Genomic DNA, 21,549 nt, shown 5'->3' with positions numbered 1-21,549 from the left:
CGAGGCTCGTCCCGCAGGCCAGGGCCAAACGGCGTCGCCCGGACGGTCGAGGAGTCACAGCGTCTCCGTTCATCGGAAGAACACCAGGTCGCGGCGGACCTTCACGAACAGGCGGCGGTCGCGGACGCGGCCGAACGAGGTCACCGAGTCGAACGACTCCAGCCCAACCTCGAGTTGCACGTCCCGCACCTGGTAGGTCGCCCACACCTGTTCGCCGCGAATCTGGAACCCGAACAGGCCCGGGTAGCGTTGGTCCTGCCGGCGAACACGGGCCTGGATGGTCAGGCCGCCGAACGGCCTGACCTGGAGGCTGAAGACACGGGACCGGTCGCTTGCGGCCAGCAGGCTTCCGAACAGATCGGGCCGCGACGCGATCAGCACGGCAACGTCGGGGCGGTTGCCGAGCACCGATGGAGCCAGGAGCAACGAGTTCGTGTCGGTCTGGCCCATGTCCACCGCGAGGTTGTACCACGGCGAGTCCACGCCGACCGTGTAGCCGGCGTGCCGGTCGCGACTGTCGGAGAACACGATATCGCGCAGCGTGTCGTACTGCGTCACGGCGACACGGACGGTCGCCCAGCGCGGACGGGTCATCTCGAGGCGGGCGGTGACAGATCGGGATTCGAGGCTGACCGGGAAGAAGTCGAGGCGGGCGACACGCCGAAGGCTGCCGTCGGTACCGAATCGCATGAGCTTCCCGGCGTGGCCCGACACGCTGAACTGGATGCCCCCGTCGCGGTACGGCTGCACGGCACTGCGATTCGACTGCGCCCTGCCGACAGACGCGTCCCCCCCTGCCGACACGGTGAGGCCGTTCACCGTCCGCTCCGCGTGCACGAGACCGCCCACCGTCGTCAATGCCGTCAGGGTGGCCGGCTGGTCGCCGGGCACACCGAACGACACGGTCTTCAGAATGGCGGCGGCCGTGAAGGGCCGAGTCGAATACTCCACGCGGGCTTCACCGTCCCGGAAGGCCGTGCGGGTCGTCAACTGCGAGGGACCCGTGACAGCGGTGACGCCGACCTGGCCGGCGCCCAATTGGCCGGAGAGGACGGCCTCGAACGCGTTGGTCGATACCGCGTAGCGACCCGACGCGGAGAGGTTCTTCGCCAACTGGTAGCGGACACTGCCTTCACCGCCAAGGCCCGTGACCGTGCTGCCCTGGGACCCCGCGCTCAACCGGAAGCGTGAGGCGCGAGCCCGCAGGTCCATCGACAGGCGCGGCCCTGGCATCACACGGCCGCTGGCGAGCAGGAGGTCGGTGCCAGTCGCGCTGCGCATGCCGGCATCGGGCACATCGTAGGCGACCGAGGAGTGGGTGAAGTCCACGTCGAATCGTCCGGCACCGCGATCGTCCGTCGCCCGAATCTCGGCGCGCTGTTCCCGGCTCGTCGAGCCGTATCCGAACAGGTAATTGCGCTCGTCGCGCTGCTCGCCCGTCGACGCGGACAATTGAAGTCGCGGGAGGCGTGGCGCGTTGACGTCCCACGTGAACCCTGTGGCGGTGCGGACGCCCTGCGTGCGCCGGAGCGGATCCAGCGAATCCCCGGCCGACCGCAGATCGCTCCTCGACGACACGCGGTCGGTGTAGATGCGCAGCGGGGCTGCCCGAACGGAGAGCACGCCGAACTCGACGCGATAGCTGTTGAGACCCGTGCGGTCCTGAAAGGCGTTCGTCGAGGACCTGCTCGTCGTCCGACCCAGCTGAAACTCGCCGGACAGGTCGACGGTGAGGATGCCGGGGTCCAGCACTGCGAACGACGAGGCGACGGTGCCGATGCCGTTCAACAGCCGCTCATCCAGGTGTCCGGACGCCTGGTCCACGTTCGCGGACTGGTAGCCGAACCCGACGGAGCCGCGGAGCGATCGCGGCTGAAACCACGTGCCCAGCGCGGAGCCACGCTCGGGCTGGCTGCCCACGGGCACGGGTGGAGTGCCCGATGAACCGCCGCGGATTGCCGTGCGGGGTTCCGCGCCAACGCCCCCCCCCACAGCGACCGAGGGGCCGGGCGTCTCGACGAATTCTCGAGGGGCGCCGGCCGCCGAAGGCCCGCTCGTCCTCCGCGCCGGGCCGTTGACCTCGATTGAGGAAGGTGCCTGGTTCCCTACTGTGACGGGACCGAGACGAACGGTGAGTTCCGTGTGCGCCCGCCGTTCCGCGGGCGGCGCGGGAACCGACGCGCCAGAGACCAGCCACGCCTGCCGAATCCATCCCGAACGCGTGGTCCCTCCCGACCTATCGGTCGCCACCACGACCCAGCACCAGTCCTGCTCCCGGTCGAAGACCTGGATCGGTGTCCCGGGCGCAAGGACGATCAGAACCTGCGCGTGCGCGTCACGTCGCTCGAGCACTGGCGCGGGACGGCTGCCAACGTGCGCGGCTTCGCTGGCCCAGGCGGTGGCGCCGTCGCTCGAGAGCGCCAGAACGAGCACCGCGGCAATCGGCCACGCATGCCGGCGGACGAACACGTCCGCGGCATTCAGGCCGCCGGCCGGCCGGGCGGCGCGGGACGTATCGGCCACGAACGAGTCCCGATGGCTCATCGACGACCCGCAGTCGCGCCCCAGCGGCCGCGACCAGGCCCGAGCGCCGCACTGTCCATCGCCAACTCTGCCGGCTGAGCCCCGCGAAGTGCCGCGTCGCGAATCTCGACGTGCGAACCGGCGAGCAGATGCGCCTTCCACGCGCGAAGGTCTTCGCTGCGGCGCTGCCGCGTCAGGCGCACGCCGATGTCCGGCCACGCCTCGTCGAGCGTGAGCTGTGCTGCCGGCTGACGCTCGACCACCTCGAACACCTGGACCCCGTAGAGCGACCGTGCGAGCGCGGGTTGCCTGAGGGGGGCGGTGAAGACCGCATCTTCGAATTCCCGATCGAGCCGGCCGCGATGCACGAGCCCCATGTCCCCGTCTTTCACCCGGTACTCGTCCTCCGAGAGGTCGCGCGCCAACACGGCGAAGCTCTCGCCCTGGCGCAGGCGCGCAAGAACCACCCGCGCCTTCCTCTCGGCGGGCCCGCGCGAAGTCGGGTCGGCAGGATCGACGCGGAAGAGGATCTCCAGCAAGTGCACCTGGTCGGGCCGTTGGAACTTCGCACCATTGTCACGGTAGTAGGCGGCGATATCCGCCGCGGACACCTCGAGTCGCGCGTGGGCGGCGCGGGCGGCGCGCACGAGGATTGAGCGACCCGCGCGTGCCCTGAACCCGGCCTCGTCGAGTCCGTTCTCTCGGAGGGCCGCGGCGAATTCGTCGACGCTGTCGAAGCGCGCCCTGGCGGCAGAAACCTCGGTGTCCACTGCATCCGACGCCGGGTGCTGACCATGGGCAACCGCCTCGCGGTAGATGAGTTCGTCGAGAACCAGTTCGTCGAGCGCAGCGCGCTTCAGGGAGACAAGACGGGCGGGCTCGATGCGACCGTGGTAAGACGCCATCGGCAGAATCTCGGACAGACGCAGGTCGAGATCGTCCGCCGTGATTGCCTGGCCCTCGACGAGCGCCACGGTGGATGCCGGCTCGCGACGGGTTGGCCCGGACCGCCACGCCACGGAGGTGGCGAATCCGATTGCTCCCACGAGCGCGACGAGCAAGCCGGCGCCGACGGTAGTGCGATGGTGGGTCATGCGATGAACCCTGTCTCCTCGAGCCGCGATGAAAGTGGATGCGAGTCGCGCCGTTCCCTGGACGCGGCCGGGAGCGGCGCGACGCCGATGCTAGAGATGGCAGGCCAGGCAGAGCGCGCTGTTGGTGTTTGGAGAGCGGAGGAAGCCTGCTGCGTTCGTGTGCGCGTCGTGACAACTCCCGCATTCCACGCGGCGTGCGCCAGCGGTTCCGAAGAGCTTGACCTTGGTGGCGTCGGGCGTCTGCACCAGCTTGGCGGGCGTGCCCTGCCCCGTGATCGATGCGTCATAGCTGAAGCCGACCGGGTGGTCGTTGGAGAGATCGCTGCCGAGCGTACTCGCCACGGTTGTCGGCTTCAGCGTGGTCCCGCTCGGCGTCCTGATGACGGCGCTCACCGCCGTCGTGCCATCGTGGCAGCTCATGCACAGCAGGCTGAGCGCCGAGCTGGCACCCAGGCTCACCGAGCCTCCCTTGAAGTCGGGGTTCGTGTTGATGTCGTAGGACGTGAAGCTGGCCGCTGTCGGCACGTAACTCCGGTTCCAGAGCACCGCTTTGTACGCGACGTTGGCAGAGTGCGGCGTATGACAGCCGGCGCACAGGTTGCCGGTGTTGCCCGCCACGCGGACATCGTGCAGTCCGCCCAGCATGGCGCTCTTCTGTGCAGAGACAGGGACCGACAGCGTGGCGGCTGCCACGGTTGCGACGAGTGCTGCCCATCGTTTCATGTGTTGAGTGCTCCGCTTCGTTGCCGGCCGCAGGCTCCGGCGAGATCAGATGAAGGACCGCCGTGCAACCGGCAGCCAGCGCGAAGGGGGCCCGAACACCAACGTGTGCGCACGCGGTCGCGTCGCGTGCAACCCTGACGCGGCTTCTCGAACGGGACTTGGGGTTCCCGATTCCCGTAGCCTACAAAGTGAGTACCACCCAGCTTGGGGGCAGGAGGTCCAGATCGGAGGCACCGCAATCTGGTGGCGGAAAAGGACTTGCGGTGACGGAATTCCGGAGCCACGAGAACTGGTCACGGAGCTCCCCCGCCGACGAACACTCACGAAAGTGTGCGCAGGCTGACGCGAACGAAATCGCGGGCGGCTCCGGAGGGCAGAAGAGAACCCGGCTGAGATTCGAGCGGGCGGCTGAAGTGCCAGGTATCCGGCACTCGCCCCAGCGCTCACGAGCGTCGCGTCGGCGCCGGCCTCGTCGCGAATCGCTACTGCGAGTAGTGAACCGTTCTCAGCCAGGTGGTCGGCGGAACGCGGCGGCACCGCTCATCACCGATGAACGGCCGCGCGCGCCCCGCCCGCCGGTTGCTCTGGCCCCGCCCGGTCTGTCTGCGGTAGTCTGGAAGCGGGTCGATCATCACAGAGCCCGGAGAGCGACATGGAGCAGCCAAGCCTCGACTCGGCGAGCACCGACGTGTACGCGAATCCCCCGGACATCGACGTCCTCGAGCTCGAACCCGGCCATCCCGGCCTGGGCGACGAGGACTACATCCGCCGACGCCGCGATCTCTTCGCGGTGTGTCGCGCCCACCGCCTGCAGCATCGTCCGCCACCCCTCATCGACTACACCGACGAGGAACGACGCATTTGGCGCGAGGTCACGCCGAGGCTCGATGAACTGCACGTCCGGCACGCGAGCGCCATCTACCTCAGGGCCAAACGCGAGTTGGGGATCAGCGAGCGCGAGATTCCGCAGCTCCGACACCTGGGCGATCACCTGCAGTCGGAGAGCGGCATGCACATCGTGCCGGCGGAAGGGCCCATCCCCTACCGGACGTTCTACTCGTACATCGCCGAGCGTGGCTTTCCGTCCACGCAGTTCATTCGCCACGGCTCGAAGCCCGAGTTCACGCCCGAGCCGGACATGATCCACGACTGTCTCGGCCACGTGCCGCCGCTGCTGAACCCCGACTACGCATCGCTGCTGACGCTCATCGGCCGCGCCGCGGTCACCGTGGCGAGCGGTGACCAGGTGCTCGCACTCAAGCGCCTCAGCTGGTTTTCGATCGAGTTCGGCCTGATCCAGGAAGGTGGCGAGGCGAAGGTGTTCGGCGCGGGCATCCTCTCGTCAATCGGCGAGATCCCCAACTCGCTGTTCTCTCCCGACGTCGAGCGGCGGCCGTTCGTCACCGGCGAGGTCATCGAGACCGACTACGATCCGTCGCGGATGCAGGATCTGCTGTTCGTGCTGCCGTCGCTCCCGTTCCTGCGCCACGAGGTCGAGCAGTTGGTGCGGCGCTTCGGCGTCGAGCCGTAGGACCCGTGCCGCCGCGATGAGCGGCCGCCCGAAGCGGTCGCTCACGCTCACGGGCCCGGGCTCAGCCGGATCGGTTGCACGGTCATCGCAGGGCGGCCTCCCGGAAACGGCGGGCGATGGCAGGCGGATCGAGCGACACTCGGCCGATGCCCTTGACGTTGCCGGGCGCGACCTCGACGAGCAGCATCGACGGGCCGGCCTGCGCGAGGACTGACGGGATGGCGCTCTCGAGATCCGCGCGTTCGCTGACGCGACGGACGGCCCGGTAGCCGGCGGCCAAGGCGATCTGCTCGAGGCGCACGCGATCGCTGATGGTCCGCTGGCCACCTGTCGAGGCGTACATCCCGTTGTCGAGCACGATGTGATGGAAGTTCGAGGGCGCGGCCACGCCGATACTTGCCAGCGTCCCCATGTTCATCAGCACGTTGCCGTCACCGTCGAGTACGACAACCGCGCGCGCGGGCCGGGACAACGCCAGACCGAGCCCAATCGACGAGGCGAGCCCCATCGATCCAATCATGTAGAAGTGGGGGGGGCGATCGCCGGCCGAGTGCAGCTCGCGTCCGAGCATGCCGTTGCACGCAACGATCAGCGTCTCCAGCGGCGTCGCCGCCCGGACGATCTGCACGGCTTCGGCGCGTGTCACTCGAACACTCCCTCCGGCACGACGAGCGCGACCGGCCGTGACGTGCGCCGCATGGTGCCGGCAATCGACGTCACCTGTTCGTCGAGGCGCGCCGGATCGACGAGCTCGTAGGGCAGCTCGAGCAGCGCGAGGTAGTCCTCCATGATCCGCCCCATGACCAAATGCTCGGGCGCGTCCTTCCCGCCGCGACCGCGCCAACTGACCACGAGCAGCGCCGGTACGTCGTAGATCTGGCTGAGCGAGGTGAGGGCATTGGTGCAGACGGCAAGACCGCTGTTCTGCATGAGGACGACCGGCTGTCGCCCGCCCAGCCAGGCGCCGACGGCTAGCCCGATCGCCGAATCCTCCCGCACAGCGCTGACGTAGCCGAGGCCAGGGTCGGCCTCGAGACGGCTGATGAGCCCTTTCAGCAGCGAGCAGGGCACCCCGGTGAAGAAGTCGTACCCATGATCGAGGAGCAGTTCGAGGAACCATGCCGACATTCCGGAGTCACTCACCGGCGTGCTCCCGCACACCGTGGCTCGCGCAGATCTCGAACCCGCTGGCCCAGGCGGCGTGGAAGCCAGCTGCTTCAGCCAGTCTTGCCGTGGGACGGTCGTGGGACTTCACCGGTGCCTCCACCGAAGGTCCTGGGAATCGGTGTCGTGAACATGACACGCGCCGCGCCGGGGAGAGGCGCCAGCATATAGCACGGCGCGGTGAATTTCCAGCGAACGCCAACGCCTGGTTCTGACTCGTTGACTTCGGTCGCCACAGGCGGGAAGATTCCTGACCATGACACGCCAACGACTGCTCTCGTCTCTCGCTGCGGCCGCGTTGGCCGCCACGTTTGTCTCGGTTGCTGCAGCCGCCGACCGGCGGCCCATCACGCCCCAGGATCTCTGGTCCATGAAGCGGCTCGGCGCACCCTCCGTCTCCCCGGACGGAAGGACCGTCGTGTTCACGGTGCAGGAATGGTCGCTCGAGAAGAGCAGGAGCACGACCAATCTCTGGCTGGTGGATCTCGCCGGCGGCCCGCCACGTCGGCTGACGTCGGCGAACGCCAACGACGGCTCGCCAGTGTGGAGCCCGGACGGCAGGCGCCTGGCCTTCGTCTCGAAGCGCGGCGACGACGAGATCGCATCGCTTTACGTGATGGCCGTCGACGGTGGCGAGGCCGAGAAAATCCTGGAACTTCCGTCCGGCGTCTCGGGACCGCACTGGCTCCCCGACGGCTCGGCCATCATCGTTGCGACGACGGTGATCCCGGAACTGGCCGGCACGCTGAACAAGACGGATCTCGCCGCGATCAAGAAGGAGATGAAGCGGCGACAGGCGTCGAAGATCACCGCGCGGGTCACCGAGTATCGGCAGTACCGCTACTTCGACCACTACCTGACCGACAACCTCGCGAACCGGCTGATTCTCGTCAACGTCACGACGAAGGACCTCAAGGACCTGACGCCGAGATTCGACCGGCTGTTCCAGAGCAGCGGTACGGTCAGCTTCGACGTGGCGCCGGACGGCAAGATGATCGCCGTGGCCATCAACTCCACGCTGCCTCCGTACCGCGAACACCTGAACAACGACATCTACCTGGTCCCGACCGACGGCTCGGGCACCATGAAGAACGTCACGTCCGACAACCGTGGCGACGATGACAACCCGGTGTTCACACCGGATGGGCGATCGCTCCTGTTCGGCAGGCTTCACACGCCCTACTACAGCGGAGAATTCCCCAAGCTGTGGAGGCACGACCTGGCGACGGGCAAGAACTCACCGGTCACCGAGAACCTGGACCATGCGTTCGAGAGCGTGAAGTTCTCGGACGACGGCAAGACCTTGTGGGTGACGGGAGAAGAGAAGGGTGTCGTGCCGGTGTTCAAGTTGAACGCGGACGGAACCGGCCTGGCGGCCGTCTACACGCTCGGGACGTCCACCGCGCTCGACATCAGGGGCTCGAGCATCGTCTTCCTGAACGACACGACGAGCCGGCCGAACGAACTGTTCGCCCTCGACCCGACAACCGGTGCCGCCCGCCAGCTCACGCATTTCAACGAGACCATCGTCGCCGGGCTCGACCTGGGCAAGGTGGAGAGCTACTGGTTCGCCGGCGCCAACGGCGAGCAGATCCACGGCTGGCTGGTCTACCCACCGGCGTACGACGCGACCAAGTCGTACCCGCTCGTGCAACTGATGCACGGTGGACCGCACACGATGAACCGCGACAGCTGGAGCTACCGCTGGAATACTCACGTCTTCGCCGCGCCCGGCTACATCGTCACCTGGGTGGACCGCCACGGGTCGACGGGCTTCGGCGAGACGTTCAGTCAGAGCATCCTGAACCAGTGGGGGGACATGCCGTTCGAGGACATCATGAAGTCGACCGACTACCTGCTGAAGCGGCTGCCGAACATCGACTCGAAGCGGATGGCGGCGGCCGGTGCGAGCTACGGCGGGTACATGGCCGCGTGGGTGCTCGGGCACACCAACCGGTTCCAGTGCATCATCGACCATGCGGGGGTGAACGACTCCTACGCGCAGTACGCGACCGACGCACCCCACGGGTTCCCGGAGGTCATGGGCGGAAGACCGTGGGACAACCTGGATGGCATGCAGAAGCAGAACCCGATGTTCTACGCGCGGAATTTCAAGACGCCGACCCTCGTCCTTCACGGTGAGATGGATTATCGTGTGCCATACGGCAACGGCCTCGAACTCTACGGCGTGCTGCAGGCGATGAACGTGCCGTCGCGACTCGTCGTGTTTCCCAACGAGAACCATTGGGTGCTCGGCCCCCAGAACGCCGTGTACTGGCACTGGGAGATGCAGAACTGGCTGTCGCGCTACATCGGTGGGAGGCCCGCGCTCGAGAAGCCGTCGTTCGACGAGAAGTAGGGATCTTGAGGCCGCCTGCGGAGCGTGTCACACTGGTTGGCTGAAATCCGGGTCGCCGCAGCGGCCCGGCTCCCCCAAGCACGAGGACCGCAACCATGAACAGAGAGATCGTCGATCTGCTGGGCGACAAGGCCCCGTACCTGCTGGAACACACCTGCAAGACGGTGCCGAAGGAACTGCTGCACCTGCCCGGACCCGATTTCGTCGACCGCATCTGGACGGTGTCGAATCGGAACAACCGGGTGCTCGGCAACCTGCAGCGCCTGGTCTCGACCGGTCGGCTGGCTGGCACCGGGTATTTCTCGATTCTGCCCGTCGACCAGGGCATCGAGCACTCGGGTGGTGCGAGTTTCGCGAAGAACCCCGTGTACTTCGACTCCGAGAACATCGTGAAGCTGGCCGTCGAGGGCGGCTGCAACGCGGTGGCCTCGACTTTCGGCGTCCTCGGCAGCGTGGCCCGCAAGTACGCCCACAAGATCCCCTTCATCGTGAAGATCAACCACAACGAACTCCTCACCTATCCGAACAAGTTCGACCAGATCATGTTCGGCGAGGTCGAGCAGGTCGCCGAGATGGGCGCGGCCGCGGTGGGTGCGACGATCTACTTCGGCTCGGAGGAGAGCGGCCGGCAGATTGTCGAGGTGGCGCAGGCGTTCGCGCTGGCGCACGAGATGGGGCTGGCGACGGTGCTCTGGTGCTACCTGCGCAATCCTCAGTTCAAGAAGGACAAGGACTACCACGTCAGCGCCGACCTGACCGGCCAGGCGAACCACCTGGGCGTGACGATCCAGGCCGACATCATCAAGCAGAAGCTCCCCGAGAACAACGGGGGCTACAAGGCCTTGAACACCGGCTCCTCGAGCTACGGCAAGCTGGACGAGCGGATCTACACCCAGCTCACCACCGACCACCCGATTGACCTCACGCGCTACCAGGTCGTGAACTGCTACATGGGTCGCGCGGGGCTGATCAACTCGGGCGGCGCGTCGGGCAAGAACGACTTCGGCGATGCGGCCGCGACCGCGGTCATCAACAAGCGGGCCGGCGGCATGGGCCTGATCTCGGGACGCAAGGCCTTCCAGCGGCCAATGGCGGAAGGGGTCAAGCTCCTCAACCTGATTCAGGATGTGTATCTGGACGAGAGTATCGCGGTCGCCTGATCGACTGGGGCCAGAGATCAGGGGCCAGAGACCAGGGAGCGGGTATGGGCCCGCTCCCTCGAGACAGGCTAGACGTTTTCCTTCTTGTGGCAGTCGATGCACTTGGCCGGGGCCTTCTTGCCGGCCGCCACTTCCTTCGCATGGCAGTCGATGCAAGTGCCCTTCTTGGCCATCGCGTCGTGGAAGGCCGCCTTGGCATTGGTCTTCATCGGCGCGGCGATCGTGCTGGCGTGGCAGCCCTGGCAGGCCTCATGCTTGGCCTTCATTGCCTTCTCGGGCTTCGACGGGTGATGGCACGTCTCGCACTTGTCGCCGACCTTCTTGGCATGCGCGGCGTGGTCGAACTTCACGCCACCCATCGTCTTGTTGCCCTTCAGGATGACCGTTCCGGGCGCCTTCTCCTGAGCCTGGGCGATACCGCCCGTCAAAAATGCCACCGAAATCGCAACTACGATCCCTACGACCGCTCGCTTCATGTAGACTCCTCCTCAGGGAATTGAAAGCTATTTGAACGGGAGCTTAACACAACCTGGCCACTCCGGATCCCACTCTTCTTCAGTCCATGCCGGGCCGCCCACGAAGCCGCGCGAAACATCCCAGCCCCCGATTTCCCCTTTGACCACTGCCGCCGTTCGGCGCACCATGGCGCCATGATCATCCGAGGACATGCCATACGCCGAGCGCTGATCGTCTGCGCCTGCCTGGTGGCCGCTCCGATCCTGCCCACGGCGGCGCAATCGGCGGCGGACGCCGAGCGAGAGTGGAGGCGCTGGGTCGAGGACGTGCGACCGTTCATGACAAGAGGAGAAGAGAAGGCCGTCAAGAAACTGCCGACCCCCGCCCGCCCGGCATTTCTTGGAGAATTCTGGCGTCGCCGGGGTCCGGCCGGCGGCGGCCCCGACGTGTTCCGCCCCGAGTTCGAACAGCGGCTCTTGCGTGCCGACAAGCGATTCCGCGTCGAGGGCGGGGCCACCTGGAACGACTGCGGCCGGACGTACATGCTCCTTGGCAAGCCGGACTTCGTGAAAAACGTCGTCAGTGAGAGTCACTTCGCGACCGACGATCGCCTCGCGGCCTTCCGGGAGGAGCCCGATCGGCTGGCGGAGATGTGGACCTACAAGAATCCTCCGAAGCTTCCGGCCTCCCCGGAGGGATACGTGTTCCGATTCACGCAGACATGTGACGCCGTGGGCGGCGCCACGGTCCAGCGGTTGTTGCAGCAGGTGGCGGAGTCGTACCTGAATCCCGCTGCGAGATGATGACCCTCAACGGTACCGCGAGGGATCTGCGAAGATGGTGTTGTAGAGCGATCCGCCGCGCACGACGTACCCCTTCGACTTGAGAAAGACACCGATCTCGGTGTTGTCGGCGGCGCCGCCGCCCATCATGATCGTCTCCGCGATGACCGCGCCCGGCTTGAACGCCACGAAGTCCAGCGTGCGGAGGATGTCGAGATCCAGCCCTTCGACGTCGATCGACAGGAGATCCGGCGCCTTGCCGAGACATTGGGCGATCACGTGGTTCACCGCGATGAGCGGCATCTTGACCACCTTCTCGACGATGTCGGGATGCCCGCTTCTTCGGTACATCTCGACCTGTGCCGGTGAGAAGGTATTGAGCGTTGGCTGGCCGCGCATGACGTAGTAATCCGCTGCGTTCGCATCGGTGATGCCGATGCCAGCCTGGACGACGATGTCCTCGGGCCGCACGCGTCGCAGTTTCACGACGTAGTCGGGATTCGGCTCGACGAGCACGCCACGGCCGCCGGTGCAGTACAACAGGTAGGTATTGCTCGACTCCACCGGATCCGCCGCTCCGATGTCGAGATAGAGTGGGGACGGGACCTTCATCCAGTCGCGCAGCAAGTGGAACAGGACGATGTCCTCACCCATCTGCGCGAACGACTGTCGGGCCTTCGACGCGGGCTGGGGGTCCGCGACCGACGGCAGGCTGCCTGACGCCCACTGACGGGCGGCAAGCACGGTTCCGGACCCCGCGAGCCCCGCGCCGACCGCCCCAACCACCGCGCCCGAGATGAAGCTCCGACGGTCCATCGGTCGATCCTCCAGCAGGCTCACTTGAGCCAGGTCTCTGCAAATGCCAGGAACGCGCTACTGCTCTGTCTGGCGCCGCGCATCCTCGGCGTGGCGGCACCAGCCGCCCGCTTGCCATTGATGACGACCTCCGCGGTTCGTGCCGGGACGAACGTCGAGAGGATCGTATAGGGGTTGTGCGGAATGCCGGCGCGACTCTCGATCGCGAAGGGCTGATGGAAATCGCGCCACACCAGATCGATGACAAATCCGTCGGCTCTGATCGTTTCCTTCCACGCCGTGATCGTGTCGCCGCTCCGCTCGAACCTCGCGATGCGGACCGGGAACGGTTTGTCGCTGTACGTCTTGTCGAAGGCCGTCATCAACTGGGTCGCCACGTACTCAGCCAGTTTTTCGTTGTCCGAGAACGCCAGGCGAACGTCGTCGGGCGTCGGCCCATCGCCGGAGATGTCGCTCGTGACGAAGCAGACGTGCCCCGGGCCCGCCGGGCTCTGGAAGACGCGCCAGAAGCTGACGCTCGTCGAAGGCGGAGCGCCGTCCTTCACCACCAGCCGGATGCCGGGGTTCTCGCCGATGACGGCCACCCTGCCGTCCTTCACGTCCGATGGTGTCTGCGCGGCGCCTGCGGCGGACCCGAGAACCGCCACGATGAACGCTACCAAACCAGCGGCCCTCGTCATCTCGTCATCCTCCCGCTCGCCGCTCGTCAGCGGCCTGCCATCCGGTTGCCGAACCGGCGGTGACTCTACCGGGGTCCGCGAGGGATGTCAAACAGCCGCGGCCCGGCTGTCGCCCGGCCCGGGGGCAGTGGGAAAGGAGTTCGCGCTTGACAACCCGTCGACTCTGCCGATACTAAGCATGGGGCTCGAACGAGCATCCTCGACCGACGACGCAGAACGCGGAGCGTGGTGGACGGTTGCGTTGTCCGGTCAGCCCACTCCGATTTTCGCCGGCCTCTGCAGGGCCACGTGGTCGCCCTCGGCAACAGTACTTGGTCGTGGGGCGTTGGTAACGGTTCGGTTCCTGATGCGCCCATGACCCTCGTGCTCTTCGTGGCGGGCGGCGCCGCGGGCGTCGTGTTCTGGAATGCGATCGCGGGACGGTTCGAGGGAGATCGGCTCGAACGATCGCTCCGGATTCCTGTCGGCCGCTACTACCTGCACGTCCACCACTGGCTCTACTGTCTCGGGATCATGGCACTCCTTTACTCCTGCGGCGTCGCCGGACCCGGCCTCTGCGGTTTCCTCTCGGGATCAGTCGCACAGGGGCTCACGTATCGCGACTGGTACCTGCTCGTGTACGACCGGGACAAGGGCGAGACGTTGTACTCCCGGTGGCGGTCGTGATCCGGCTCGTCGTGATGGCGGCCCTGGCCGCCGCCATCGTGAGTCCAGGCCCCGTCGGGCCGTCCGACCAACCGATCGCACTCGGACCAGTCGATCAGGCCTTCCAGCGGCTGTACAACTTCGACTTCACGGCCAGCCTCTCCATTCTCGACACCGCGGCGCAGGCCGACCCGCAGAACCCGTTGCTCCCCTCCGTCCGCGCCGGCACGTACTTGTTCATGGAACTCGACCGCCTGAAGATCCTCGAAGCGCGGTTCTTCATGAACAACAGCAACATGGTCGACGGAGCCTCGCGCCTCGTACCAGATCCCGTCGTGCGCACCCGTTTGTTCGCGGCCCTCGCCAACGCCAGGACGCTGGCCAAGGCGAGGCTCGCCGGCAGCCCCGACGATGGGGACGCGCTGCTCGCGCTGTGCATGAGCGCGGGTGTCGAAACCGACTACACGGCGCTCGTCGATCGCCGCACGTGGCGGAGCATCAAGCTGGCGCCCGCCGCCCTCGAACCCGCCCGCCGACTGCTCGCTCGGACTCCGCCGGCCTACGACGCCTATCTGAATTTCGGCGCCCTCGAGTACATCGTGGGCGACCTGCCGTTCTTCATCAGGTGGCTCGTGCACTACGACGGGATCGAGGGAAACAAGCGGCGGGGGATCGAGGAGTTGAAGCTGGCGGCGCGCCACGGCCGCTACTACGGCCCTTTCGCACGCGTTCTACTGGTCGTCGTGTCGCTGCGCGAGAAGAAGATCGCCGACGCGGAGCAACTGCTCACGGGCCTCGTGCAGGAGTTCCCCGAGAACCCGCTGTTCCGCAAGGAGCTCACCATCGTCACCGAACGACTGCGCCGCACTGCGAGTCGGTGACGTCCGTCAGTCGGGGATGTCCGTCGGTCGGGGATGTCCGGTAGTCGGGGATCCGCCGGTTCACGGCCGCTCGCCGACAGACAGGCACCCGTCGGCCGATCCGAGGCCGCCGACTGAGCCGCATCAGTGTCGACTGACCCCACTCATCGACTGATTCCGTCCGTTCCTCCAGGTCCCAGCCTGTCCCTGGCGGCCTGCACGCGCCGACGCAGCGACTCACCGGCCGGCGTCGCTGGCAGCGTGAGCACGCTCTCGAGCGCACGCGAGTACCAGGCCTTCCACCCGTCCATGACCGCGCGCTCGATGGCCTCCGCGGCCGCACGATCCGGTGCCTGGGCGACGATGGCCGCGGACTGTCTGGCCTCGAGCTCCAGGCGACGCGTGGCCGCCGCTCCGACGAGGTCAGCGATGGCCAACGCATCTTCCTGACTTGCGGACGCGAGGACCATCGCCGTTGTCCCCACGGTGATGCCGACGTGCGCCATCACCGCCGGACTCGTCTTGTCCGCACGATCGAGGTTCGTGTGGTAGTAGCGGTCGGTGAAGTGCGTGGCCAGCACCGCGGGAGCACCCGCATTCAGGAAGATGGTGTGATCGCTCCCGCCTTCGTACGGGATCGTCTGGACGACCCACCCGGTCTCGCGGGCGCGGCGCAGGCAGACGGCCAGGAATACGTCGTTCAGCAGGCTGCCCTTCAACCGCTCGGCCTTCTGGAGATCGCCGGGCCACCACTCGCTGTGCGGATCGGACGGTCGCGCCCAGACGGCGGAGGGATCCGGCTCCTTCTCGATGAGAAACGTGCCGCTGGTCTTCGACGTATCCTCGCCGGTCATGTCGAGCGAGAACATGAAGCGCGTCGCCGCCCCGCGTGCCGGATCGGCCCGGAGCCACTCGCGGCTGGCCCGCATTTCGTCGCCCCAGACGAACGTGAGCGTTCGGGCTGGAGGAGGGATCGCCTTGGCCGCAATCGCCGACTGCAGCGCGCGGGCCAGTTCGAGCAATGTCCCGCAGCCGCTCGCGTTGTCGTTCGCGCCGGGCTCCTGCACGTGAGCAACCATGACGACGTGCTCGTCCGGCTTCACCCGCCCGGGAATCTCCGCCACGAGCAGCCGCCCCGGCGACGCGGGCCGGAACTTCGTTTCGACGACGGTCTTCACGGTGACCGGCCCTTCCTTCAACCGGGCTTTCAGCCTGTCGGCCACCTTCCGGCTCGCCTTGAACGCGAAGGCGTGCAGCTTCTCGTCGTAGGGAACGGCGCCCCACTGAAATACCTCAGGCGTCTGGTCCGGCCGTGTGTACCTCGCCGGCGGGGCTGCGGTGAGGATGCCGATTGCGCCGCGCTGACGCACCGCCTGCTCCCAGAGGACCCGCGAGCTGCCGTCGCCGAGCACGACGGCGCCCTTGACGTCCACCGACGCGTAGCTCGCCTCGTCCGCGCCCACCCCGACGTAGACCAGCGGAGCCGTGATTCCTCCGGCCGGCGTCGAGAACGAGTTCATGCAGAGCGCGATGTAGTCCACCACCGGATCGAACACCGGTTCGATGGCCGTCCCGCGCGCGGGATCGACGATGGTCATCTCCGCGCGCACGAGCTCCCAGCCGTTCCCGCCGTTCGGGTACTCCTCGACCCAGAGCGCGCTCGACCCGTCGGCGGGCGTTCGACCATCCCGGTAGCCGGCGTCCACGAGACCGGCCCTGATGCGTCCCATCGAGGCGTCGTAGCCGGGATTTCCGGCGAGCCGCCAGTACTGATCCATGAACGTCACGAGGTCCATGGCACGCTTCGGATCGAAACGGCTGCCGAGGGCGCGGCCGATCGAACCCGCGGTGGGCGGCAGAAACGCGTCGATTCCCTGCGCGGCACGGACGGATGCCGCGTCAATCCGCTCCGCGGTGGCGGCCTTCTGGCCGGATGCCCCGAGGTCCGGTGACGCGGCGAGCGCCGCAACAGTGAGAAGAAGACCCGTGGAGAGCGACAGGCGCCTGCGGTGCAACATGACTGGAGCCTATCCTCGGCCCGACCCGAGGGTCAAGGACGGCGTGCACCTGCGCGGCGGCGGCAGCAGTTGCCGGTTCGCGGCCGGCGTGTAGGGCCGGCGGCCGCTCATCGGGTATGATGGCGCCCTCCACCTACAGCCGGGCAACCCGACAAGGAGACCGAGATCATGAAGAGATGGCTGGCAGCGGCGGCATTCATCCTGGCGGCAATCACCGCCGTGACCGCGACGGAGATCGGCGGCGTGAATCTGCCCGATCGCGCGCAGGTCGGCGGATCGGACCTGGTGCTCAACGGCGGAGGCATCCGCGTGAAGTTCGGCCTCGCCAAGGTCTACGTGGCGGCGCTCTACGTCGCGCAAAAGACCGGCGATGCCGGCGCGGTCATTTCGGCCGCGACGCCCCGTCGCGTGCACCTCGCCATGCTGCGCGACGTCGCCGCCGACACGCTGCAGGAGTCGTTGATCGAGGCGCTGAAGGAGAACACGAGCGCCGCGGAGTTCCAGGGGTTCCAGCCGCGCATCAAGCAGATGAGCGCGATCTTCTCGGCGGCCAAGGAGGCGAAGAGGGGCGACGCGATCCTGCTCGACCTCCTGCCGGGGAAGGGCACCCAGATCACCGTCCGCGGGCAGGCCAAGGACATCATCGCCGGTGACGACTTCGCCAATGCGCTGCTGAAGATCTGGCTCGGCCCCAAGCCGGTGTCACCGGACCTGAAGAAGGGGCTGCTCGGCGGGAAGTAGCGGGAAGCGGCCGGTCACGCCCCGGGCGGTGACGGCGCCGCCGGGGCGAGACCTGTCACCCGCCCGATGGCTTCGGCCAACGCGTTTTGCTGGATCGGCTTCGAGAGGTAGTCGTCCAGCCCCACCGCGAGCCACTTCTCCCGGTCTCCTGCCATCGCGTGCGCGGTGAGCGCGATGATCGGCGTACGGGGTCCGGCGGCCCCCTCTCTGGCCCGTATCAACGTCGTGGCCTCGAGCCCGTTCATTTCCGGCATCTGGATGTCCATCAGCACGACGTCGGGCAGCCCGTCGCGCACCGTGAACGTCGTGACGCGACCGTTGGACAGCCGGCTCAACCCGCGCCCTCCGGTGCCGACCCAGATGTCGCGTGCGTGGTCTTCGAAGACCGCCCAGACGAGTTCGTCAGGGAGTCCTTCCGGGCGCCCGACCGTCACGAACGGACCGTCGGTCAGACAATTGAGCCCGCCGGCCAGCGTGCCGACCCAGGGATTGCCTTCGCGGTCTTCCAGGATCGTCACCGTCGCGTTGTCCGAGAGCCCGTCGTCGCGCCGCAATCGGGACACGCTGCCATTGACGAATCGGAAGAGACCGGCTCCTTCCGTGCCTATCCAGAGCGCCCCCGCGCGATCGCGGACGAACGCGCACCGCGAAGCCGGCTGTCTCGAACGGCCGGGCGACGCGACCGGCCTGGAGCAGCGCCGGGCCCTTGTCGGTGCCCACCCAGATGTATCCGTCACGAGTCTGCGCCACCGCCGACACGGTGTTCTGCGGCAGGCCCTGATCGGCCTGCCACTGTTGGAGACTGTACTCGGTGACGGCCTTGTTGGGTTGGAGGGCGACGGCTGGAACCACGTGGACGCACACCACGAGTCCGGCCATCAGGCGCACGCGCGAAGCGTCGAGAACGTGGAAAGGCGTACGACGAGTGAACATGCAGAGCGAACCGATCGTAGTGGGCATCGGCGCCAAGCCGCCGGTTCGTCAGGGCTCTGCTGTCGATTGTGTGTAAAGCGGCGCGGAGGCGACGCGCGCTAGCGGGAGCTCCAGGGCGACGCCGCCAGCGTCGGCAACCGGACGCCCACGCCGGCGAGCAGCGGCGTCACCGGCACCGCCGTGACGGCATCCGCGCGTTGAACGGGCACGGCGACATCGGCCGCGGCCGGTTGGCCGGCGAAGAACCGGACCATGGCTTCGCCCGTTGAGTCGGGCCGCTTGGGCAACGCTTCGGGAATCTGCGAGGACGGAGCGGGCCAGCGGACAGCCACCGCAAGTTCGGAAGGCTGGCAACCGGCGCCGCTGGCGACGATGCGAATCTGCGTACGGTCCACCGTCAGGCAGCCGGGTGAGACGTTCTGCGCCGACACCGTGTGCGCCAGACCCAGAAGACCGAGGACCATCCCAAGAACTGCAGCGTATCTCATGAGGATCTCGACGACCGTGGCACGACTGGGGGCCATTGAACAGTGCCGGCCTGAACGACCATGGCCGGACGGACCATGGTGGTCGTCAACAGCAATCCTGGTGCCGACGAGGTGACGACGGCCTCCAGGCGGGCCGTCTGACCACAACGCCCTGCATTGCCGAACAAAACACCGTGGTGAGGACACCAGCCGTGGCGCGTCCGTGTGCCACAAAGACACCCCTGAAGGCGACTATTGTCGCCGCTATCCACACAGATCCGCCACGGTCGATTGGCGTCTGTGGAGGTGTCGAGAGTGCTGCGTCTACCGCAACGTCTCGAGCACCAACCCGACGCGTCTGAAGCCTTCGGTGATGTACTCCTGGCGTCCGCCGTACCACAGGCGCAGGTACCCTTCGAGGCCGACATGGCTCCCCGGCACGATGAGGGTGCTCTGCGTCTTCCGGATGCGCTCGCAGAGCTCGAGGCTGGGCACGTCCGCGTGGTACTGAACGAGCGCCATCGCACCCGCCCGGGGCCGGTTGAAGCTCAGCAGACCGCCGAAGCGGGCTGCCCACTCGCTGATGATCGGAAGGTTCGCGTTCAGCAGGGCCCTCGTCCGCGCGTAGAGCTTCTCGCGGTTGGCCGCGGAGACCGCGGTCCGCGCCACGAGGTCGGACAGCTTGTTGGGGCCAATCGTCAGGTAGTCGTGCTGGCTCCAGCAGGTGGCGATGAATGCGGGCGGGCCGATGATCCAGCCGATGCGGACGCCCGGGATCCCGTAGGCCTTCGACAGGCCGCTCGTGACGACGACCTTGTCGCTCATGCCCCAGAAGCTCTTGGTGCGATCGTCCTCGATCTCGGCGCCGAGGTAGACCTCGTCGGCCAGGAGCAACGTGTTCATCTCCTCGCATCGTCGGACAATGCGCCGCATCGCCTCGTCGGAGAGGACGGCGCCAGACGGGTTGTTGGGGTTGGAGAGATAGAGCAGCCGCGTCCTCGGGTTCACGGCGCGTTCGAACTCGTCCCAGTCGGGCTCCCAGTCCCGGTCCGGGCGAAGCCTGAAGGTGTTGATCGTCGCCTGGAGGCTGTGCGGCACACCCCAGAGCTGCATGTAGTTGGGCACCTCCATCGCCACCTCGTCGCCCGCGACGAGCCGGCTCAGCGCGACGATGTAGTTCGCCTCAGAGGTCCCGTTGGTCACCTCGATGTGATCGACGGTTGCGCCCGGGTAGATCGCCGTCAGGAGTTCGCGGAGCGGCAGCGTGCCATTCGACTGGCTGTAACCAAGCGGCGTGTCCATGGCGGCGTCGAGGTCGAATCCCATCTCGACGAGTTCGCGCAGCGTGATCGGCCGGACCCCGCTCTCGCTCATGTCGTAGTCGACGAGATTTTCCCACGTCGACTGCATGCGTTCCATCTCGAAAGTCGGAATTCTCATGGTGTCAATGTATATCATGTCCCAATGACGAAATCCCACGACCGCGGGAGCGCCCGCCGCAACGCCTCCGCCGACCACGCCGCGCCGCCATCGGTGGCGCCGATCGTCGTGCTGACCGAGCGCGAGATCAGGAGCCTCGTCGCGCTCGACGTCGAGGCGCTGGCCGCTGTCGAGGACGCCTTCACGCGGCTCGCCGGAGGCCTGGCAGACGTCCCGCCGATCGTCGGCCTGTTCGTGCCGAGCCGGCGTGGCGAAGTGGATGTGAAAGCGGCCTATATCCACGGACTGCCGAGCCTGGCAATCAAGATCGCGTCAGGGTTCTTCGACAACACGCTCTGGGGGCTCCCGAACTCGAGCGGCCTCATGGTGGTCGTCAGCACGCTCACCGGCTTTCCGGAGGCGGTGCTGCTCGACAACGGGTACCTGACCGACGTCCGCACGGGGCTGGCCGGCGCGATTGCGGCCAGGCACCTGGCGCCGCGCGAGGTCCGCACCGTCGGTGTCGTGGGCGCCGGCGCCCAGGGGCGCTACCAGGTCCGCGCGCTGAGGCTCGTGCGCACGTTCGACCGCGTCCTCGTGTACGACCAGTCGCCGGCGGCGGTTGATGCCTACGTGCGCGAACTGCCGGCGCTGCTGGAGGCCGACGCCGCCGCGACAGGTGGGCGGGTGTCGGTCACCGTCGGGCCCGCGGATCCGGAATTGCTCGTGCGGGAAAGCCAGGTGGTGGTGACGTGCACCCCATCGCGCCAGCCCGTCGTCAAGGCCGAGTGGCTCCACCCGGGCCTGCACATCACCGCGATGGGTGCGGACATCCCCGAGAAACAGGAACTCGAGAGCGGCGTCCTCGCGCGCGCCACGCGGCTGGCGTGCGACCTCAAGACGCAGTGCTTTGCGCGGGGCGAGTTCTACCACGCCCTCCAGAGCCGTGCGATCGACCAAACCGCGGATGTCCGGGAACTCGGAGACATGACGTCGGGCCGCCGGGCAGGCCGCGAACGGGAGGACGACATCACCGTGTGCGCGCTGACAGGCGTGGGCGTGCAGGACACGGCGATCGCACTGCTCGCATACGGCCGCGCAGTGGCGCGCGGACTCGGCACCCGCTTCGGCCCGGAAAAGTAGCGGGCCAGTCCCATGCGCTCTCAACCCGCGAAAGG

General features: G+C 67.2%; 20 protein-coding genes. 8 read left to right on the top strand and 12 right to left on the bottom strand.

All coding sequences use genetic code 11. The features are described from left to right. Nucleotides 1–69: 69 nt before the first annotated feature. The 3 genes from VGK32_02465 to VGK32_02455 all read right to left on the bottom strand — a co-directional run bounded on the left by VGK32_02465 (nt 70) and on the right by VGK32_02455 (nt 4,340). A complete protein-coding gene (locus tag VGK32_02465; GenBank protein HEY3380599.1) occupies nt 70–2,544 on the bottom strand; it encodes a hypothetical protein in 2,475 nt (824 codons plus the stop codon). Further along, the gene (locus VGK32_02460; GenBank protein ID HEY3380598.1) at nt 2,541–3,617 is read right to left on the bottom strand and encodes a peptidylprolyl isomerase; all 1,077 of its coding nucleotides are present in this window, start codon (nt 3,615–3,617) and stop codon (nt 2,541–2,543) included. Before VGK32_02460 ends, VGK32_02465 begins: the two co-directional genes overlap by 4 nt. A 90-nt stretch (nt 3,618–3,707) precedes the next feature. Continuing rightward, nucleotides 3,708–4,340, bottom strand: coding sequence for a cytochrome c3 family protein (locus tag VGK32_02455; protein HEY3380597.1), 633 nt, complete (start codon nt 4,338–4,340; stop codon nt 3,708–3,710). Between the two features lie 652 nt (nt 4,341–4,992). Here VGK32_02455 and VGK32_02450 point away from each other — a divergent pair. Beyond that, a complete protein-coding gene (locus tag VGK32_02450; GenBank protein ID HEY3380596.1) occupies nt 4,993–5,871 on the top strand; it encodes a hypothetical protein in 879 nt (292 codons plus the stop codon). 82 nt (nt 5,872–5,953) lie between these two features. Here the strand turns inward: VGK32_02450 and VGK32_02445 are convergent, their stop codons facing one another. Further along, nucleotides 5,954–6,517, bottom strand: coding sequence for a thiamine pyrophosphate-dependent enzyme (locus VGK32_02445; protein ID HEY3380595.1), 564 nt, complete (start codon nt 6,515–6,517; stop codon nt 5,954–5,956). Next, entirely contained in the window at nt 6,514–7,014 is a 501-nt protein-coding gene (locus VGK32_02440) for a thiamine pyrophosphate-binding protein (protein ID HEY3380594.1), read from the bottom strand. Before VGK32_02440 ends, VGK32_02445 begins: the two co-directional genes overlap by 4 nt. Nucleotides 7,015–7,291: 277 nt before the next feature. On the opposite strand from VGK32_02440, the gene VGK32_02435 reads away from it, so the two are divergent. Both VGK32_02435 and VGK32_02430 read left to right on the top strand, forming a co-directional pair. Next, on the top strand, nt 7,292–9,394 hold the full coding sequence (locus tag VGK32_02435) for a S9 family peptidase (protein ID HEY3380593.1): 2,103 nt from the start codon (nt 7,292–7,294) through the stop codon (nt 9,392–9,394). A 95-nt stretch (nt 9,395–9,489) separates the two neighbouring features. Beyond that, nucleotides 9,490–10,554: a class I fructose-bisphosphate aldolase gene (locus VGK32_02430; protein ID HEY3380592.1), complete on the top strand. Its 1,065-nt coding sequence runs from the start codon at nt 9,490–9,492 to the stop codon at nt 10,552–10,554. A gap of 68 nt (nt 10,555–10,622) precedes the next feature. Here VGK32_02430 and VGK32_02425 read toward each other — a convergent pair whose 3' ends face one another. Next, on the bottom strand, nt 10,623–11,030 hold the full coding sequence (locus tag VGK32_02425; GenBank protein ID HEY3380591.1) for a cytochrome c3 family protein: 408 nt from the start codon (nt 11,028–11,030) through the stop codon (nt 10,623–10,625). A gap of 174 nt (nt 11,031–11,204) precedes the next feature. Here VGK32_02425 and VGK32_02420 point away from each other — a divergent pair, with 174 nt between their 5' ends. Next, nucleotides 11,205–11,813 carry a GWxTD domain-containing protein gene (locus VGK32_02420; protein ID HEY3380590.1) on the top strand — a complete coding sequence of 203 codons (609 nt, stop codon included), beginning with the start codon at nt 11,205–11,207 and terminating at the stop codon, nt 11,811–11,813. 6 nt (nt 11,814–11,819) lie between these two features. On the opposite strand, the gene VGK32_02415 is transcribed toward VGK32_02420, so the two are convergent. After that, on the bottom strand, nt 11,820–12,608 hold the full coding sequence (locus VGK32_02415) for an FkbM family methyltransferase (GenBank protein ID HEY3380589.1): 789 nt from the start codon (nt 12,606–12,608) through the stop codon (nt 11,820–11,822). Between the two features lie 20 nt (nt 12,609–12,628). Then, a complete protein-coding gene (locus tag VGK32_02410; protein ID HEY3380588.1) occupies nt 12,629–13,288 on the bottom strand; it encodes a hypothetical protein in 660 nt (219 codons plus the stop codon). Between the two features lie 354 nt (nt 13,289–13,642). Between VGK32_02410 and VGK32_02405 the strand changes: the two genes are divergently transcribed. Further along, the gene (locus VGK32_02405; protein ID HEY3380587.1) at nt 13,643–13,954 is read left to right on the top strand and encodes a hypothetical protein; all 312 of its coding nucleotides are present in this window, start codon (nt 13,643–13,645) and stop codon (nt 13,952–13,954) included. Continuing rightward, complete coding sequence (locus VGK32_02400; protein ID HEY3380586.1) at nt 13,942–14,814, top strand: hypothetical protein; 873 nt, start codon at nt 13,942–13,944, stop codon at nt 14,812–14,814. The genes VGK32_02405 and VGK32_02400 overlap by 13 nt, the downstream gene beginning before the upstream one ends. Nucleotides 14,815–14,957: 143 nt before the next feature. Here the strand turns inward: VGK32_02400 and VGK32_02395 are convergent, their stop codons facing one another. Continuing rightward, nucleotides 14,958–16,811 carry a M28 family peptidase gene (locus VGK32_02395; protein HEY3380585.1) on the bottom strand — a complete coding sequence of 618 codons (1,854 nt, stop codon included), beginning with the start codon at nt 16,809–16,811 and terminating at the stop codon, nt 14,958–14,960. Nucleotides 16,812–16,979: 168 nt separating this feature from the next. Here VGK32_02395 and VGK32_02390 point away from each other — a divergent pair, with 168 nt between their 5' ends. After that, the gene (locus tag VGK32_02390) at nt 16,980–17,552 is read left to right on the top strand and encodes a chalcone isomerase family protein (protein ID HEY3380584.1); all 573 of its coding nucleotides are present in this window, start codon (nt 16,980–16,982) and stop codon (nt 17,550–17,552) included. A gap of 14 nt (nt 17,553–17,566) precedes the next feature. On the opposite strand, the gene VGK32_02385 is transcribed toward VGK32_02390, so the two are convergent. The 3 genes from VGK32_02385 to VGK32_02375 form a co-directional block, all read right to left on the bottom strand. Continuing rightward, on the bottom strand, nt 17,567–18,115 hold the full coding sequence (locus VGK32_02385; protein HEY3380583.1) for a response regulator: 549 nt from the start codon (nt 18,113–18,115) through the stop codon (nt 17,567–17,569). 468 nt (nt 18,116–18,583) lie between these two features. Next, entirely contained in the window at nt 18,584–18,973 is a 390-nt protein-coding gene (locus VGK32_02380) for a hypothetical protein (protein HEY3380582.1), read from the bottom strand. A 303-nt stretch (nt 18,974–19,276) separates the two neighbouring features. Next, nucleotides 19,277–20,392, bottom strand: coding sequence for an aminotransferase class I/II-fold pyridoxal phosphate-dependent enzyme (locus tag VGK32_02375; GenBank protein ID HEY3380581.1), 1,116 nt, complete (start codon nt 20,390–20,392; stop codon nt 19,277–19,279). Between the two features lie 24 nt (nt 20,393–20,416). On the opposite strand from VGK32_02375, the gene VGK32_02370 reads away from it, so the two are divergent. After that, nucleotides 20,417–21,514: a hypothetical protein gene (locus tag VGK32_02370; GenBank protein ID HEY3380580.1), complete on the top strand. Its 1,098-nt coding sequence runs from the start codon at nt 20,417–20,419 to the stop codon at nt 21,512–21,514. Nucleotides 21,515–21,549: the final 35 nt, after the last annotated feature.

This window comes from Vicinamibacterales bacterium (genome assembly GCA_036504215.1).
In the GTDB taxonomy this organism is placed as follows: Bacteria; Acidobacteriota; Vicinamibacteria; order Vicinamibacterales; family Fen-181; genus FEN-299.
The sequence above is the reverse complement of the archived record's forward strand: the minus strand, read 5'-3'. Positions and strand labels throughout refer to the sequence as shown.

Coding starts and splice junctions, on each gene's coding strand:
- VGK32_02460 (HEY3380598.1), bottom strand. CDS start 3,617: ATGACCCACCATCGCACTACCGTCGGCGCCGGCTTGCTCGTCGCGCTC.
- VGK32_02370 (HEY3380580.1), top strand. CDS start 20,417: ATGACGAAATCCCACGACCGCGGGAGCGCCCGCCGCAACGCCTCCGCC.
- VGK32_02405 (HEY3380587.1), top strand. CDS start 13,643: ATGACCCTCGTGCTCTTCGTGGCGGGCGGCGCCGCGGGCGTCGTGTTC.
- VGK32_02465 (HEY3380599.1), bottom strand. CDS start 2,544: ATGAGCCATCGGGACTCGTTCGTGGCCGATACGTCCCGCGCCGCCCGG.
- VGK32_02380 (HEY3380582.1), bottom strand. CDS start 18,973: ATGAGATACGCTGCAGTTCTTGGGATGGTCCTCGGTCTTCTGGGTCTG.
- VGK32_02430 (HEY3380592.1), top strand. CDS start 9,490: ATGAACAGAGAGATCGTCGATCTGCTGGGCGACAAGGCCCCGTACCTG.
- VGK32_02390 (HEY3380584.1), top strand. CDS start 16,980: ATGAAGAGATGGCTGGCAGCGGCGGCATTCATCCTGGCGGCAATCACC.
- VGK32_02415 (HEY3380589.1), bottom strand. CDS start 12,608: ATGGACCGTCGGAGCTTCATCTCGGGCGCGGTGGTTGGGGCGGTCGGC.
- VGK32_02410 (HEY3380588.1), bottom strand. CDS start 13,288: ATGACGAGGGCCGCTGGTTTGGTAGCGTTCATCGTGGCGGTTCTCGGG.
- VGK32_02420 (HEY3380590.1), top strand. CDS start 11,205: ATGATCATCCGAGGACATGCCATACGCCGAGCGCTGATCGTCTGCGCC.
- VGK32_02425 (HEY3380591.1), bottom strand. CDS start 11,030: ATGAAGCGAGCGGTCGTAGGGATCGTAGTTGCGATTTCGGTGGCATTT.
- VGK32_02455 (HEY3380597.1), bottom strand. CDS start 4,340: ATGAAACGATGGGCAGCACTCGTCGCAACCGTGGCAGCCGCCACGCTG.
- VGK32_02450 (HEY3380596.1), top strand. CDS start 4,993: ATGGAGCAGCCAAGCCTCGACTCGGCGAGCACCGACGTGTACGCGAAT.
- VGK32_02395 (HEY3380585.1), bottom strand. CDS start 16,811: ATGTTGCACCGCAGGCGCCTGTCGCTCTCCACGGGTCTTCTTCTCACT.
- VGK32_02375 (HEY3380581.1), bottom strand. CDS start 20,392: ATGAGAATTCCGACTTTCGAGATGGAACGCATGCAGTCGACGTGGGAA.
- VGK32_02435 (HEY3380593.1), top strand. CDS start 7,292: ATGACACGCCAACGACTGCTCTCGTCTCTCGCTGCGGCCGCGTTGGCC.